General features: G+C 68.9%; 15 protein-coding genes. 5 read left to right on the top strand and 10 right to left on the bottom strand.

The features are described from left to right. Nucleotides 1-12: 12 nt before the first annotated feature. From AC1RGU_RS17030 to AC1RGU_RS17040, 3 genes are all read left to right on the top strand, one after another. Entirely contained in the window at nucleotides 13-372 is a 360-nt protein-coding gene (locus tag AC1RGU_RS17030; RefSeq protein ID WP_492696950.1) for a hypothetical protein, read from the top strand. Further along, a complete protein-coding gene (locus tag AC1RGU_RS17035; RefSeq protein ID WP_056580179.1) occupies nucleotides 359-607 on the top strand; it encodes a hypothetical protein in 249 nt (82 codons plus the stop codon). Before AC1RGU_RS17030 ends, AC1RGU_RS17035 begins: the two co-directional genes overlap by 14 nt. A gap of 226 nt (nucleotides 608-833) precedes the next feature. Further along, nucleotides 834-1427, top strand: a complete 594-nt coding sequence (locus AC1RGU_RS17040) for a hypothetical protein (protein WP_095950214.1) — start codon at nucleotides 834-836, stop codon at nucleotides 1425-1427. A 5-nt stretch (nucleotides 1428-1432) separates the two neighbouring features. Here AC1RGU_RS17040 and AC1RGU_RS17045 read toward each other — a convergent pair whose 3' ends face one another. Further along, on the bottom strand, nucleotides 1433-2269 hold the full coding sequence (locus tag AC1RGU_RS17045; RefSeq protein ID WP_062473075.1) for a metal-dependent hydrolase: 837 nt from the start codon (nucleotides 2267-2269) through the stop codon (nucleotides 1433-1435). Nucleotides 2270-2386: 117 nt separating this feature from the next. Between AC1RGU_RS17045 and AC1RGU_RS17050 the strand changes: the two genes are divergently transcribed. Then, the gene (locus AC1RGU_RS17050) at nucleotides 2387-3016 is read left to right on the top strand and encodes a TetR/AcrR family transcriptional regulator (RefSeq protein WP_062473073.1); all 630 of its coding nucleotides are present in this window, start codon (nucleotides 2387-2389) and stop codon (nucleotides 3014-3016) included. Here AC1RGU_RS17050 and AC1RGU_RS17055 read toward each other — a convergent pair. The 7 genes from AC1RGU_RS17055 to AC1RGU_RS17085 form a co-directional block, all read right to left on the bottom strand. Next, entirely contained in the window at nucleotides 3013-4155 is a 1143-nt protein-coding gene (locus AC1RGU_RS17055) for an ABC transporter permease (protein ID WP_492696951.1), read from the bottom strand. The genes AC1RGU_RS17050 and AC1RGU_RS17055 overlap by 4 nt on opposite strands. Then, nucleotides 4155-5339 carry an ABC transporter permease gene (locus AC1RGU_RS17060; protein WP_492696952.1) on the bottom strand — a complete coding sequence of 395 codons (1185 nt, stop codon included), beginning with the start codon at nucleotides 5337-5339 and terminating at the stop codon, nucleotides 4155-4157. The genes AC1RGU_RS17055 and AC1RGU_RS17060 overlap by 1 nt, the downstream gene beginning before the upstream one ends. Nucleotides 5340-5352: 13 nt before the next feature. Beyond that, entirely contained in the window at nucleotides 5353-6339 is a 987-nt protein-coding gene (locus tag AC1RGU_RS17065; protein ID WP_492696953.1) for an HlyD family secretion protein, read from the bottom strand. A gap of 2 nt (nucleotides 6340-6341) precedes the next feature. Further along, complete coding sequence (locus tag AC1RGU_RS17070; protein WP_492696954.1) at nucleotides 6342-7778, bottom strand: TolC family protein; 1437 nt, start codon at nucleotides 7776-7778, stop codon at nucleotides 6342-6344. A 5-nt stretch (nucleotides 7779-7783) separates the two neighbouring features. Then, a complete protein-coding gene (locus AC1RGU_RS17075) occupies nucleotides 7784-8515 on the bottom strand; it encodes a MerR family transcriptional regulator (protein ID WP_159271604.1) in 732 nt (243 codons plus the stop codon). Between the two features lie 73 nt (nucleotides 8516-8588). Beyond that, on the bottom strand, nucleotides 8589-8957 hold the full coding sequence (locus AC1RGU_RS17080; protein ID WP_062481424.1) for a nuclear transport factor 2 family protein: 369 nt from the start codon (nucleotides 8955-8957) through the stop codon (nucleotides 8589-8591). Between the two features lies 1 nt (nucleotide 8958). Continuing rightward, nucleotides 8959-11475 carry a sodium-translocating pyrophosphatase gene (locus AC1RGU_RS17085; protein WP_492696955.1) on the bottom strand — a complete coding sequence of 839 codons (2517 nt, stop codon included), beginning with the start codon at nucleotides 11473-11475 and terminating at the stop codon, nucleotides 8959-8961. Between the two features lie 254 nt (nucleotides 11476-11729). Between AC1RGU_RS17085 and ppa the strand changes: the two genes are divergently transcribed. Next, entirely contained in the window at nucleotides 11730-12257 is a 528-nt protein-coding gene (gene ppa, locus AC1RGU_RS17090; protein WP_007834256.1) for an inorganic diphosphatase, read from the top strand. 42 nt (nucleotides 12258-12299) lie between these two features. Here ppa and AC1RGU_RS17095 read toward each other — a convergent pair whose 3' ends face one another. After that, a complete protein-coding gene (locus AC1RGU_RS17095; RefSeq protein WP_095745530.1) occupies nucleotides 12300-13052 on the bottom strand; it encodes a hypothetical protein in 753 nt (250 codons plus the stop codon). A gap of 77 nt (nucleotides 13053-13129) precedes the next feature. After that, entirely contained in the window at nucleotides 13130-14290 is a 1161-nt protein-coding gene (locus AC1RGU_RS17100) for a GNAT family N-acetyltransferase (RefSeq protein ID WP_492696956.1), read from the bottom strand. Nucleotides 14291-14297 lie beyond the last annotated feature (7 nt).

Below are 14297 nucleotides of genomic sequence, written 5' to 3' on the forward strand. Positions count from 1 at the left end.
CACATGCAAACCATGAACACGACCCGAAATCCGTCCCCCAAGACCGATCTGGCGGTGACCCACGTGCTGGCTCAACTGCTGGAGAGGCTTGAGCACAGCGCCGTGCCGGTTGGTGCCGAGCAGTACCGCTCGGTGGTCGAGCACCTGGTGCATGAATTCGAAGACGTCGAGCCCGGTGCGGAATTGGGCCAGTTGCTCGATGCCTATCCGGCCGCCTCCGAGGTCTACGAAAATATGAATTACCAGCACGCCGGCCTTTGCCGCTCGGCGCTGGACGTTTCCCTGGCCGCCGAAGGCACAGCCAGGGAAGCCATTGCCCGCGCCATGCGCGGTGACGAATCGAACAAGGACAAGATGCATGGCCAAGGGTGAAGTGAAAACGGCAGTGGTGGCGGACGGGCTGCGCTACAAATCGAAGGCGCCGGGCTCTCCGTTCCGCGCCTCGGCGTCGTTCAGCGGGGCCACGATGTCCTGCTTCATGTGCGGCAAGCACCGCGTGCGTTCGCAGCTGCGCACGCGTCAGGTGCTGGGCAAGTCGCAGACCGTCTGCGCGCCTTCGTGCAAGGCGCTCGACGAGGCCCTCGAGGCCGAAGCATCGTCGAGCTGAGCGCCTAGCACGGCGCCGCGTCGCGTTGGCGACATGGCCTCATCGGCATGTCGTCGATTGCCTTCCATCCCGGTCGCAATCGATATACAGTTGGACACAAATGATGCAAGTAATTGCATTTAATCTAAAGTTCTAATTTGTAGCCGATGACCACTCAAATCCAGCAAGAAGGCGATCGGTGCCCCGCGGCGGGCGTGGATTTTTCTCTGCGTGGAGGGCCTGAGCTGTGAACAAGCCACGTCACGTCGTCATGCAGGTCGTCAAGCGCTCGTCCGGCAGCGCCACGCACCATGTCGAATTCCTCATGGACGACAACTTCGCCGAGCGCCTGCGCCAATTGCGCTCGCTGGTGCCGCCGCTGGGTGCCCTCAACAAGCAACGCGACCTCGTGATCGACAAGGTGCGCGTGCGCCTGCCCAACGCCATCTGGCGCTCGGGCAACGAGATCGCCATCGACGGCGGGGTGGACGGCTCCTGCATCGTGATCGCGGCCGAGGGCTCGTTCAACTGTGGCGGCAAGGACCGCCGCACGCGCGAAAAGCTCGTGACCTACAACTTCTCGATCGCACGCCTGATCGAGCTGCACAGCGAGCGCCCCGAAGGCGAAACGCTCTACATCCGCGACGGCGTGTTCGCCAACGACGAACCGGCCGAATCGCCGGCCGGCCGCTGGGTGGCTTCCATGCACGAACTCGAAGTGGTGATGCGCGTGCCTGATGCGCCGTCCGATTTCGACACGCTGCACGACCTCACGCTGCGCGCCGACGGGCAGCCGACGCAGGCGGGCGCGCTGAGCCCGCACCGCGCCAGCATCTACTGACGAACTCAGGCCGACGTTGCCGCAGGCGCGCCCACGGGCGTGAACTGCGCGCCGTTGTCGGCCAGCCAGCGTGCCGAGAGGCTGCTGTCCTGCTGGTCGGGGTGGAAGTCGCTGCGCAGGTACTGGCGCCAGCCCGCGAGATTGCCCCGCAGCAGGCCGCCGCGGCCCAGCAGGATGCGCGCGGCGCTCTTCCAGGTGGCCCACTTCCACAATTGCTTTTCATGCCGCAGGTTGTCGACCGTCTGGCGCATCAGGTCGCCGAGGAACATCACCGTCACGCGGCGGAACCAGCGCGTGCGCCATTCGTCGGAGCCGCCCGCGGCCTTGTAGATGTCGAAGGCGACGCTCTTGTGCTCCAGCTCTTCGGCGCTGTGCCAGAGCCACATCGTGCGCAGCCGGGGCTCGGCGCCGTCGAGGATCTCGGGGCGGGCCAGCAGCCACTCGGCGAACATGGCCGTGAAGTGCTCGGTGGCCGCCGTCACGGCCAGCGCGTGACGCGGATCGGCGCCGTCCATCAGTTCCATGCGCTGGCTGGCGCGCGCGGTCCAGCGGTCGACCAGGCCCTGCTGCTCGAGGTGCGCGTTGAACAGCGAATGGATGCGCCGGTGCGTCGCCTCCTGGCCGATGAAGCCGCGCACGTCGGCGCGATGGCGCTCCTGCACTTCGGGCGGCAGCGTGGCCATGGCGTCACGTACGGCGTCGATGAAGAACTGCTCGCCGAAGGGGAAGCTCATCGACAAGGCGTTGAAGAAGGCGGTCGAGAAGGCATCGCCGCCGCACCAGTCGTGCGAGAAGGGCGGTTGCAGGTCGATCAGCAGGCGGCGGACTACGAGTTCGGTCATGGGGGGCAATTCCTGAGTTCGTGGGTAAAAGTTGGTACAACTCCGTACCGCGTGCCGCCATGGTGCAATTGTGAACTGGTACTGTCAAGTACCAAGGCGTAGGAAAATGAATCGCACATGACTGCCACCATCGACAAAACCGCCACGCCCGATGCCGCCGAAGGCGCGCCCAGCGAGCACTACGCGCGGCTGCTCCAGGGCATGGCGCATGCCGTGGCGGCCAAGGGCTACGCCGACACCACCATCGCCGACATCGTGCGCGAGGCCGCCGTGTCGCGGCGCACGTTCTACGAGCACTTCAGCACCAAGACCGAGTGCCTGATCGCGCTGTACGAAACGGCCAGCCGGCTCGGCCTGCAGGCCGTGAGCGAGGCCTTCGACCCGGCCCAGCCCTGGCACACGCAGGTGGAGCAGGCGATGACCGCCTACATGGACTACCTCGCCCAAGACCCGGTGCTGCTGCGCACGCTGTTCGTCGAGATCCTCGGGCTGGGCCTGCCGGGCCTGGCGGCGCGGCGGCGCGTGAACGGCGAGATCGCCAACTTCATCCAGGTGGCGATCAACAGCAGCGATTCAGGCGAGGTGCCCGCAGCGCACATGAGCAGCCAGATGGCGATGACGGTGGTGGGCGGCATCAACGAACTGGTGCTGCAGGCCATCGAGCAGGACCGGGTGGGCGACCTGCGCGAGCTGGTGGCGCCGGCCACGCGGCTGGTGCGCGCCGTGGCGGCGGACAGCCGACGCTAGTCGCGCTCGTTCTGGCGCGGCGTGGCCGCAGCCCACAGCACGAGCAGCCCCGCGACCACCATCGCCGCCAGCGCCCCGAGGTACGGCAGCACGTCGTGCAGCGGCGCCCCCATCTGGTTGAGCCGCAGCGAGGCCTGGATGCCCGCTGTGCTCGGGAACAGCCAGCGCAGCGCCTGCAGCGGCGCGGGCAGGGCCTCGACGGGCCACGAAAAGCCCGAGAGAAAAGCCATCGGCAGCGCAGTGAAGAGCAGCACCTGTAGTGCGCGCTCGCGGTCGCGGAACCAGCAGCCCAGCAGCAGGCCGAGCACGCAGATCGCGGGCACGTAGAACAGCAGCAGCACCAGCGCACCGAACGGATTGCCGCCGCGCGGATAGTCCTGCAGGAAGAACACCCAGCCGAAATAGAACAGGCCGCTCAGCACGCCGAAGCCCGACAGCGCACCGAGCCGCCCCAGCCACGCGCCCATGCCCGCGCGCAGCCGGCCGGCCTCGGCCCAGGTGCCGGCCAGCATCGCGGCGCCCATCAGCAGCGTCTGCTGCAGGATCAGCAGCGCCACCGCCGGCACCACGTAGCTGCCGTAGCCCTCGGTCGGATTGAACAGCGCCACCAGCTGCGTGTTGAGCGGGCTGCGGCTACGCGCGGCTTGCACCGCGCTTTGGCCGCCGGCCTGCAGCTTGCGGATCTCCACACCGGCCGACACCGTGCCCACCGCCTCCGAGAAGCCGTACAGCACCGCCTTGTTCAGCAGCGCGTAGGCGCCGTTGCCCTCGATGCTCACCACCGCCGGCGTGCCGCGCAGCACGTTGCGCTTGAGGTCCTTCGGCAGCAGCGCATAGCCCTCGATCTCGCCGCGCCACAGCGCCTGCTGCGCCTCGTGCACGTCGGACGTGACCATGCGCACGTCCAGCCGCGGGCTGGCCATGGCGAAGCGCGCGATCTGCCGCGACAGCCCGCTGTGGTCCTGGTCGACCACCGCCACCGGCACCCGCGTGACGGCCTGCGTGCCGTAGGGCCAGGGGTAGAAGAAGCCGTAGATGATGGGCGCGAGCAGCATGATCAGCAGCACGCCCTTGTCGCGCAGCACGCCGAGCGCGGTGTCGCGCCAGGCATCGGCGAAGCCCTGGATGCGCGTGCTCATCAGCGGCCTCCCCACGTCTCGGGCGCCGCGGCCGCGCGCACCAGCAGCGTGGCCGACACGGCCAGCAGCACCGCGGTGCCCACCACCATCCACAGCGGCGTGGCGGCCGAGTAGGCCAGGGGCGCGCCCATCTGCAGCTGCTCCATCTGCACGCGGATGTAGTGCGTGTACGGCAGCAAGCCGGCCCACAGCTGCGCGAGCACCGGCATGGCGACCAGCGGAAAGCCCACGCCGCCGAACGCGAAGGCTGGCGCGGTGATGAAGCCGGTGGCCGACAGCGCGGTGCGCAGCGAGCGCGTGAGGCTGGCCACGAAGGCGCCGAGCGCGATCGACAGCGCCAGGAACACCATCAGCGCGAACAGCGTCCATCCCACCGAGCCGACCGGGTGCCAGCCGCGGCCCGCCGTGATCCACAGCATGGCGGCCAGGCCCACCGCCGACAGGCTCGCGAACGGCAGCGCCAGCTTGCCCGTGAGCGCGGCCAGTGCTTCGGGCCAGCGTGGCGCGGCGCCGAGCCAGCCGCCCAGGCTGCGGTCGCGCAGCTCGCGGCCCACGGCCCAGGCGCCGGCCGTCATCGCAAGGATGTGCAGCAGCGCCGGAATGAGCGCGGCACCGAGAAACTGCTCGTAGTCGGTCGAGGTGTTGAACAGCGCCACCATGCTGGCCTTGACCGGGTCCATGCTCACGCGCGCGGCCTTCATCGACTCGCCGCGCTTGTTGCGCACCGCGAGTTCGACGCCGGCCGACACCGTGGCGACGGCGGTGCGCACGTCGCGCTGGATCAGGCTCGAATGCGTGCCCAGCTGCGCGTTGTGCAGCAGCATGACCTGCCCGACGCGGCCTTGCTTGACGTCACGGCTCAGCTCGCGCGGCAGCTGCACCGCCGCATCGACGGCGCCGCTGGTGAGCGCGCGCTGCATCTCGCCTTCGTCGGCGTACTGCTGCGCCACGCGCAGGCCCGGCGTGGCGTCCAGGAAGCGCACCAGCTGACGCGAGAGGGTGGAGTGGTCCTGGTCGAGCACGCCGATCGGCAGGCGCTCGGGCAGGCCGGCCGAGAAGATCCACCAGATCAGGAACACCGCGAGCAGCGGCACCCACGAGATCATGGCCAGGTCCCACGGACGCGTGCGCAGCAGCGCGAATTCGCGCCGGGCGCTGGCGGTGGAAAAGCCGCGCAGGCTCATGGCGGGGGCGGCGTCAGTCGACCAGAACGCTCATGCCGGGGCGCGCGCCTTCGATCGGCTTGAGCGGCCGGGCGCGGACCTCGAAGGTGCGCACGTCGAAGCCGGCGCCGCCGCGCGTGGCGCGCCAGGTGGCGAAGTCGGGCAGCACGCCGCTGTAGTAGACCTTGAAGCGGGCGGTGCGCCGGTCCTCGGGCAGGGCGGGCAGGCGGGCGTCGAATTCCTTGTCGAGTGCGAAGCGGGCCAGCCGGTCTTCGCGCACGTTGAGCACCACCCACTGGTCGTTCAGGTCGACCACCGTGACCACGGCCACGCCCTGCGGCGAGAGTTCGCCGACCTTGGCGAGCACCTTGGCCACTTCGCCGCCGACCGGGCTGCGCAGCTCGGTCTCGGCCTTGGCGGCTTCCACCTCGGCGACCACGCCGGCCACCTGCCGCGCCTGCGCGTTGGCGGCGGCCTTGTCCTCGGGGCGGGCGCCGGTGCGCGCCATGTCGTACTGCGCCTTGGCCGCCACGGCGGCGTCGCGCGAGGCCTTCCAGTTGGCTTCGGCCTCGTCGCGCTTCTGGTCGGCCACGAGGCCGTCGCGTGCCAGGCCGTCGACACGGCGGAACGACGTCTGCGCGAGTTGGGCAGCGGTTTCGGCGCGCTGCCACTGCATGCGCGCCATTTCGATCTCCTGCGGGCGGGCACCGTTCTGCGCCTTGTCGGCCACGGCCTGCGCGGCCTGTTCGGCGGCGGTGGCCTGCGCCAGCTTGGCGCGCACCTCGGGACTGTCCATGCGCACCAGCAGGGCGCCGGCCTGGATGCGGTCGCCTTCCTTCACCGCCACTTCGGCGATGCGCGCGGTGACCTTGCCGGCCACGTCGGTTTCGCGCGCTTCCATCTGGCCCTGGAACACCTCGGGCGCCGGCTGCGCGGCGCGCCAGAAGCCCCAGGCGAGCAGCACCAGCACGAGCAGTGCGGCGGCGATGGCGATCAGTCGGCGGGTCTTGGCACTCATCATGGTCAGTTCACCTTCACGTCGGCGCGCGCGATGTAGTCGGAAAAAGTCTCGGACAGGCCCGCGCTCTCGAGCAGCTGCGCGAGCGCCTGCACGTAGTCGTTGGCGGCCTGCGCGCGTTCGGTCAGCACCTTGGCCTGGTTGGTCTCGGCGTCGATCAGGTCGAGCGTGGTGCTGGTGCCTTCGCGCAGCCCGGCGGTGCGCAGCTTGACCACCTCTTGTGCGAGCTCGACCGAGACCTTCATCTCGAGGTACTGGCGGCGCGCGTTGTCCAGCGCGCGCCAGTTGCGTTCGACCAGCAGCGAGATGTCGCTGCGCGCCTGCAGGTCGGTGCGCTCGGCCTGCTCGACCTGCTTGTGCGAGGCGGCCGACAGCGCGTTGCGGTCGACCGAGTCGTACAGCGTCCAGCGCACGCCGAGGCCGGCGACCCAGTCGGCGTTGCCGCTCTTGATCTCGCGCGTGCCGAAGGCGATCACCTGCGGCCGGCGCAAGGCTTCTTCGCCTTCGTGCAGCTGCTCGGCCTGCGCCTTCTTGGCCGCGACCTTGCCCAGGCCCGGATGCCGCATGAGCGCCGCATCGATGAAGTGGCCGAGCGGTTCGATCGGCGCGCTGATAAGAAACAGTGGCGTCTGCGGCGTGACGCTGCCTTCGGCGCGCACGGTGCGCGCCAGGGCCACGCCCGCTAGCGCGGCGTCGTTCTCGGCCTTGCGGGCGTTGCGGCGCGCTTCTTCATACGCGGCGCTGGCTTGCAGCCGCTCGACGCGGGAAATGACGCCGGCCGCGAGCATCTTCTGCGCCGCCGCGTCGTGCTGCGCGATGGTGCGCTCGGCCTGCAGGCGCAGCGTGGCGGCGCGCTGCGCGAGCTGGGCGCCGAAGTAGCGCTGCACCAGCAGCGTGTCGACCTCGTGGCCGGCCTGTTCGGCATCGGCCTGGGCCTCGCGCGCCTGCGCTGAGACGAAGCCGCGCACCGCGTCGGTCGCGCCGCCGAGGTAGAGCGGCCACACGGCCGACACCGAGGCGTTGGCGCCGGTGTCGTGGCGGTTCAGCGTGTAGCTGTTGGGCAGCTGCGGAATCGGCACGCGCGAGACGAAGCTCTGGATCGACGGCGGCAGCGACGAGCCGATCTGGCCGAGCTTCTGGTTGAGGGGGTCGAGGTCGAGGTTCAGGTTCGCGTTGTACGCATAGGCCAGCCCCGAGATGCTGACCACCGGCCCGCCCAGGCGCTTGACGCCTTCGCTCTGCAGTTCCTTGGCCTCGACGGCCATGCGCGCGGCGGCCAGCTTGTCGGAGCGCTCGACCATGCGCTGGCGCGCGGCGTCGAAGCTCAGCGCCAGCGTGGAGGTGGTGTCGCCGCGGGCCTGCTGCTGCGCGAAAGCCGCGCCGCCGAGGAAGGCCGGCAACAGCAGCAGGGACGGAAGAAGGGCGAGGCGAGGTCGTGTCATCGGCATCAGGCGGTCTTGTGCAGCAGGGCGTCGAGCTCCTGCTGCAGGATCACGGGAAAGGCGGCCTGCACCGCCCCGGTGGCCAGCGGCCGTGCTTTCTCGAGCAGCTGCGCGGCGCGGCCGGCATCGAGGGTGTCGCCGGAAAGCAGGCTGTCGGCCAGCGTGCGCAGCCAGCGCCGCGCCACGGTGCGCAGCGTGCGGACCATGGTTTCCTGCATGCCGATGACCGCTTCGAGCGGCAGGCCCAGCGCGGCCAGCTGCTCGGCGACCTGGCCGAGCGCCGGGCTCAGCACCTGCACCTGGCCGTCGGGCAATTCGCGCATGAGGCCGGCGCGGGTGGCGCGGCCGAGCAGGGCGGGCGTCATCTGTCCTTGCCATTTGGTGGCCAGCGCCTGGGCCGACACCACCACGGGCGTTTCTTCTGCGAACAGGCTGCCCGACACCGAGCGGGCCACGGCCAGCAGGTCGGGCCAGGTGGAGGCCGGCGCGCGCGTGAAGATGCGGCGGATCGCCTCGATGCCGAAGCCCTGTTCGCGCAGTTCGCGGATCAGCGCCAGGCGTTGGACGTGGTCGGCGCCGTACAGGCCGAGCCGGCCCTGCAGCCGCGGCGGCGGTAGGAGGCCGCCCGTGGTGTAGGCGCGGATGTTGCGCACCGTGACCCCCGTGCGCGCCGCCAGGGCCTCGATGGAGAGGTCCTGCGGGGCGGTGGAATCGGGCGTGGCGGTGGATGCGTTCATGTAACAATTTCAATGTTACATCGAAAATGTTGCATAAAACCAGCCCGGATCGCGCGGTCCGGGCGGGGCATCCTCAGCCCGGCTTGCGCTGCGCCGGGTCGTAGAAGAACTGTTCTTCGGCGATGCGCTCGCCGTCCCAGCGCTGCCAGGCGATCTCTTCCATGCGCATGCGCCCGCCGCCCTTGAACGTGAACTCGAAGATCCAGTGAATGCCGACGTGGTCGCCGTTCACCAGCACCGGCCGCACGCAGGTCGACGCCACCGACTCGGTGCGTGCGAGCACGGCGCTTTCCTGCGCGACCAGCGTGCTGCGCCCGCGCCGCGGCTCGGCCTGGTTCTCGCGCATGGTGGCGTCTTCGGTGTAGAAATCTTCGATGACCTGGGCATGCGCGCCGCCTTCGACGGCGGCAATGAAGGCTTCGAGCCGGGCGGGCGTGGGCATGTCAGGACTTCACTTTCACTTCGACGCGGCGCGCTTCCGAGGCCGGGCCGTCGGCCTGCGACTGCTCGGGCTTGGCGAGTTCGATCTTGTCCTCGGGCGCGCCCGCCGCCTTGATGGCGTCGCGCACGGCCATGGCGCGCTGCTTGGCCAGCTCGGCGTTCTTGGCCGCGTCGCCGCTGGCGTCGTGGTAGCCGCTCACCAGCACGGTGCTGCCGCTCTGCACGGCCTTGATGACATCGGACAGAGCTTCCTTCGCGTTGGGCGCGACCTCGGCGCTGGCGCTCGCGAAGTAGAACTTCACGATGCCGTTCTCGACCTTCACCGCGGCAGCTTCGGTGGCTCCGACGGCCGCCGAGGCGAGGGTGGCGGCCGGCGTGGCTGCCGGTGCCGTCGCGGCGGGGGCCGTGGCTGCCGGCGGCGTCTCGACCTTGGTCGGCACGGCGGCCGCTGCATCGCCGGCGTGGAACTTGACCACCAGCGGCACGATCAGCAGCGCCACGATGTTGATGATCTTGATCAGCGGATTCACCGCCGGGCCGGCCGTGTCCTTGTAGGGGTCGCCCACGGTGTCGCCGGTGACGGCCGCCTTGTGCGCCTCGGAGCCCTTGCCACCGTGGTGGCCGTCCTCGATGTACTTCTTGGCGTTGTCCCAGGCGCCGCCGCCCGTGCACATGCTGATGGCGACGAACAGGCCGGTGACGATGGTGCCCATCAGCAGGCCGCCCAGCGCCTTCGGTCCGAGCAGCAGGCCGACCAGGATCGGCACCACCACCGGCAGCAGCGAGGGGATCATCATTTCCTTGATGGCCGCGCCGGTCAGCATGCCCACGGCCTTGCCGTACTCGGGCTTGCCGGTGCCTTCCATGATCCCGGGAATCTCGCGGAACTGGCGGCGCACTTCTTCCACCACCGCACCGGCCGCGCGGCCCACCGCCTCCATGGCCATCGCACCGAAGAGGTAGGGGATCAGGCCGCCGATGAACAGGCCCACGATCACCATCGGGTCGCTCAGGTTGAAGCTGATGTTCAGCCCGAAGCTCTCCAGCTTGTGGGTGTAGTCCGCGAACAGCACCAGCGAGGCGAGGCCGGCCGAGCCGATCGCGTAGCCCTTGGTCACGGCCTTGGTGGTGTTGCCCACAGCGTCCAGCGGGTCGGTGATGTCACGCACGCTGGCGGGCAGCTCGCTCATCTCGGCGATGCCGCCGGCGTTGTCGGTGATGGGGCCGTAGGCGTCCAGCGCCACCACGATGCCGGCCATGCTCAGCATCGACGTCGCGGCCACCGCGATGCCGTACAGGCCCGCGAGGGCGTAGGAGGCCAGGATCGCGATGCACACGAAGATCACCGGCCAGGCCGTCGAGCGCATCGACACGCCCAGGCCCGCGATGATGTTGGTGCCGTGGCCAGTGGTCGAGGCCTGTGCGATGTGCTGCACGGGCTTGTACTGCGTGCCGGTGTAGTACTCGGTGACCCACACCAACGCCGCCGTGAGCGCCAGGCCCACGAAGCAGGCGCCGAACAGCTTCAGTTGGCTGCCGCTGGTGGCAATGGCGTTGTCCGGAATGATCCAGCTCGTGACGAACCAGAACGCGATCAGCGACAGGATGCCCGCCACCGCCAGCCCCTTGTAGAGCGCCGGCATCACGTTGACCATGCCCGGCGAGGCCTTCACGAAGAAGCAGCCGATGATCGACGCGATGATCGACACGCCGCCCAGCGCCAGCGGGTACAGCACCGCATCCAGCGGGGCCGCCGTGACCATCAGCGCGCCCAGCACCATGGTGGCGATCAGCGTCACCGCGTAGGTCTCGAACAGGTCGGCCGCCATGCCGGCGCAGTCGCCGACGTTGTCGCCCACGTTGTCGGCGATCACCGCGGGGTTGCGCGGGTCGTCTTCCGGAATGCCGGCCTCGACCTTGCCCACCAGGTCAGCACCGACGTCAGCGCCCTTGGTGAAGATGCCGCCGCCCAGGCGCGCGAAGATCGAGATCAGCGAGGAGCCGAAGGCAAAGCCGATCAGCGGATTGAGGATGGCCGCAAGGCTGTGGTCCGCCTTCGGCGCACTGCCGGCCAGGAACCAGTAGAAGCCCGTCACGCCCAAGAGGCCCAGGCCCACCACCAGCATGCCGGTGATGGCGCCGCCGCGGAACGCCACGTCGAGCGCCGGGCCGATGCCCTGGGTGGCGGCCTGCGCGGTGCGCACATTGGCGCGCACCGACACGTTCATGCCGATGAAGCCGCAGGCGCCCGAGAGCACCGCGCCGACCACGAAGCCGACGGCCGTGGTCAGGTCGAGGAAGAGGGCGATGAGCACCGCGAGCACCACGCCCACCACCGCGATGGTGGTGTACTGCTTGGCGAGGTAGGCCGACGCGCCGGCCTGGATGGCCGCGGCGATTTCCTGCATCCGGGCGTTGCCCGGGTCCTTGGCGAGAATCCAACTTCGGGCCCAGAAACCGTAGCCTACGGCCACCAGGCCGCAGACGATGGCAAGAATCAGGGGGGTGTTGCCGCTCATGCTTTGCTTCTCCATTCGTTCGTTGTGACTTGTGGAGACGGACAGCCTGGGCCCTGCGCGCAACGCGTACGGGACCATGTTCTCCGCCGCGTTGCTTCCTCGAAGCTCGCTGCACCGAAGGTGCGGAGCCGATTGGCCAACGCTTGCAATTTACAGGCAAAAACACACACGCGTGCGACCGGCCCGTGACACGGAAAGTAAACTCCGGGTTTGTCCCCATCCGTCTCATACTTTTCAACTACTCGAAAAACGTCATGTCCTTCGACAAAGTCTCCCCCGGCAAGAACGTCCCCGACGCCTTCAATGTCGTGATCGAAATCCCGATGAACGCCGACCCGATCAAGTACGAAGTCGACAAGGAATCGGGCGCGATCTTCGTGGACCGCTTCATGACGACGGCCATGTACTACCCCGCCAACTACGGCTACGTGCCGCAGACCCTGTCGGGCGACGGCGACCCGGTCGACGTGCTGGTGATCGCCCCGTACCCGCTGCTGCCGGGCGTGGTCGTGCCCTGCCGCCCCCTGGGCATCCTGATGATGGAAGACGAAGCCGGCGTCGACGGCAAGGTGCTGGCCGTGCCCACCGACAAGGTGCTGCCGATCTACAGCCACTGGAAGTCGGTCGACGACGTGAACCCGATGCGCCTGAAGGCCATCAGCCACTTCTTCGAGCACTACAAGGACCTGGAAGCCGGCAAGTGGGTCAAGGTGCTGGGCTGGGAAGGCATCGACGCCGCCAAGAAGGAAGTTCTCGACGGCATCGCCGCGTACAAGAAGTAATTTTTTCTTTCGCTTGAAAGACGGCCTGGATGCTCCGGGCCGTCAGCCCCGGACCGCATCCCCGGCCAGCCGCATCCATTCGCGGTTGACGCCTCGCGCATGCGCGTTCCAGTGGCGCGCCGCCTGCTGCAGCTCGTTCCAATGGCGCTGCGCACCGGCGGTGTCGCCTTGCTGCGCCAGCCATGCGATGTAGCGGGCGCGCGTTTCCACCGTGTTGTAGCTGCTCAGCGCAGCCTCGAAGGCCTCGCGCGCTTCCGGCGTGCGGCCCTCGGCGGCGAGCGCGCGGGCGTTCAGCACGGCGACCTCGTCCTTGCGGTAGTCGTCGCGCGTGGCACGCAGGTTTTGCAGGGCCTGCGAGGCTTCGCGGGCCGAGGCCGGGCTGCCTTCGGCGATCAGCGCGCTGGCCAGGCCGAACTGCAGCTCGGGGTCGGAGGCGAAGGGGCCTTTCAGCGCGTCGCGGTAGTGCCCGACGGCATCGGCTGCCTGGCCGCGGTCCAGCGCCGCCTTGGCCAGGCGCAGCTTGTTCTGCGCCGTGGGCGCGAGGTCGTAGGCCTCGGCGGCGGCGCGGTATTCGCGCTCGGGGTCGATGAAGCCGATGGCCGCGTTCGCCACCTTGCCCGCCGTGCGCTGCATGCGCGAGGCCGGCAGGTACTCGACCACGAAGTACACGATGCTGCCGAGCAGCGGAAAGCTGAAGAGGATGATGAGCCAGTACATCTGCTTGCCGTGGCGCATGGCATGCACGGCGAAGTACAGCGCGATGAGGATGTGCAGTCCCAGTCCGACGAATGGCATCGGTGCTCCCTGTCTGTTGTGTGTGGTTGTTTGAGTGCCGGGCGGCTTTATAGCAGCCCCCGGCACCGCAGAGCCGTTCAGGCGGCCTTGAACGGGCTGCGCTCGCCGAGGTGGTTCATGTAGTTCTCGATGCCGGCGCCTTCGCGCTCGAGGAAGCGCTCGACGGCATCGGCGAACGACGGGTGCGCGAGCCAGTGGGCGCTGGTGGTGCGCACCGGCATCAGCGCACGGGCCATCTTGTGCTCGCCCTGCGCGCCACCTTCGAAGCGCACCGCGCCGTGCGCGATGCACCAGGCGATGGGCTGGTAGTAGCAGGCCTCGAAGTGCAGGCAGTCGACGCGCTCCAACGCGCCCCAGTAGCGGCCGTAGGCCACCAGCGGTTGCGCTTCGTCGGTGGAGAGCGCGATCAGGCTGGTCGCGATGGGGCGCCCGTCGCGCTCCGCCACGAACAGCAGCCACGCCTCGGGCAACGTGTCGGCCATGCGCTGGAAGAAATCGCGCGTGAGGTAGGGCGGGTTGCCGTGCTCGCGGTAGGTGCGCTCGTAGCAGCGGTAGAAGAAATCCCAGTCGGCCTTGGAGATGTCGGTGCCGCGCGACCAGCGGAAGCTGACGCCGGCCTCGGCGACTTTGCGGCGCTCCTGGCGGATCTTCTTGCGCTTGTCGTGCGAGAGGCTTGCCAGGAATGCGTCGAAGCTGGTGTAGCCGGGTTGCGTGTTCGTCCAGTGAAACTGCACCGTGTGGCGCCGCATGAGCCCGGCTTCGGTGCACGCGGCGATGTCGGCGTCGGCGCCGAACAGCAGATGCAAAGACGAAAGTTCCTGTTCCTTGCAGACCGCCACCAGCGCCTGCACCAGCAGCGTGCGGCTTTGTGCGTCGCGTGCCAGCAGCCGGGCGCCCGGCACGGGTGTGAAGGGCGCCGCCACCACGGCCTTCGGGTAGTAGGCGAGCCCGTGCTGCTCGTAGGCGTTGGCCCAGGCCCAGTCGAACACATACTCGCCGTAGGAATGGTCCTTGAGGTAGAGCGCGCAGGCGGCTTCGAGCACCTCGCCGCGCCACAGCGTGACGAACTGCGGCGTCCATCCGCGCTCGGGCGAGGCGCTGCCGCTGTCGTGCATCGCCGCGAGGTATTCGTGGCGCATGAAGGGCGAGGGTTCGGGCTGCGCGGCGAGCAGGGCGTTCCAGGCTTGCGGGTCGATGTCCGACGGCGACGCCAGAACCCGAATGACATAATCGTTCAAGCCTTTT

The organism is Variovorax sp. GW823-FHT02B07 (assembly GCF_058797695.1).

Bases quoted from the DNA above. Each gene is read 5' to 3' on its own strand.
- AC1RGU_RS17050 (WP_062473073.1), top strand. From the start codon at position 2,387: ATGACTGCCACCATCGACAAAACCGCCACGCCCGATGCCGCCGAAGGC.
- AC1RGU_RS17075 (WP_159271604.1), bottom strand. From the start codon at position 8,515: ATGAACGCATCCACCGCCACGCCCGATTCCACCGCCCCGCAGGACCTC.
- AC1RGU_RS17080 (WP_062481424.1), bottom strand. From the start codon at position 8,957: ATGCCCACGCCCGCCCGGCTCGAAGCCTTCATTGCCGCCGTCGAAGGC.
- AC1RGU_RS17030 (WP_492696950.1), top strand. From the start codon at position 13: ATGAACACGACCCGAAATCCGTCCCCCAAGACCGATCTGGCGGTGACC.
- AC1RGU_RS17095 (WP_095745530.1), bottom strand. From the start codon at position 13,052: ATGCCATTCGTCGGACTGGGACTGCACATCCTCATCGCGCTGTACTTC.
- AC1RGU_RS17070 (WP_492696954.1), bottom strand. From the start codon at position 7,778: ATGACACGACCTCGCCTCGCCCTTCTTCCGTCCCTGCTGCTGTTGCCG.
- AC1RGU_RS17085 (WP_492696955.1), bottom strand. From the start codon at position 11,475: ATGAGCGGCAACACCCCCCTGATTCTTGCCATCGTCTGCGGCCTGGTG.
- AC1RGU_RS17045 (WP_062473075.1), bottom strand. From the start codon at position 2,269: ATGACCGAACTCGTAGTCCGCCGCCTGCTGATCGACCTGCAACCGCCC.
- AC1RGU_RS17065 (WP_492696953.1), bottom strand. From the start codon at position 6,339: ATGATGAGTGCCAAGACCCGCCGACTGATCGCCATCGCCGCCGCACTG.
- ppa (WP_007834256.1), top strand. From the start codon at position 11,730: ATGTCCTTCGACAAAGTCTCCCCCGGCAAGAACGTCCCCGACGCCTTC.
- AC1RGU_RS17035 (WP_056580179.1), top strand. From the start codon at position 359: ATGGCCAAGGGTGAAGTGAAAACGGCAGTGGTGGCGGACGGGCTGCGC.
- AC1RGU_RS17060 (WP_492696952.1), bottom strand. From the start codon at position 5,339: ATGAGCCTGCGCGGCTTTTCCACCGCCAGCGCCCGGCGCGAATTCGCG.
- AC1RGU_RS17055 (WP_492696951.1), bottom strand. From the start codon at position 4,155: ATGAGCACGCGCATCCAGGGCTTCGCCGATGCCTGGCGCGACACCGCG.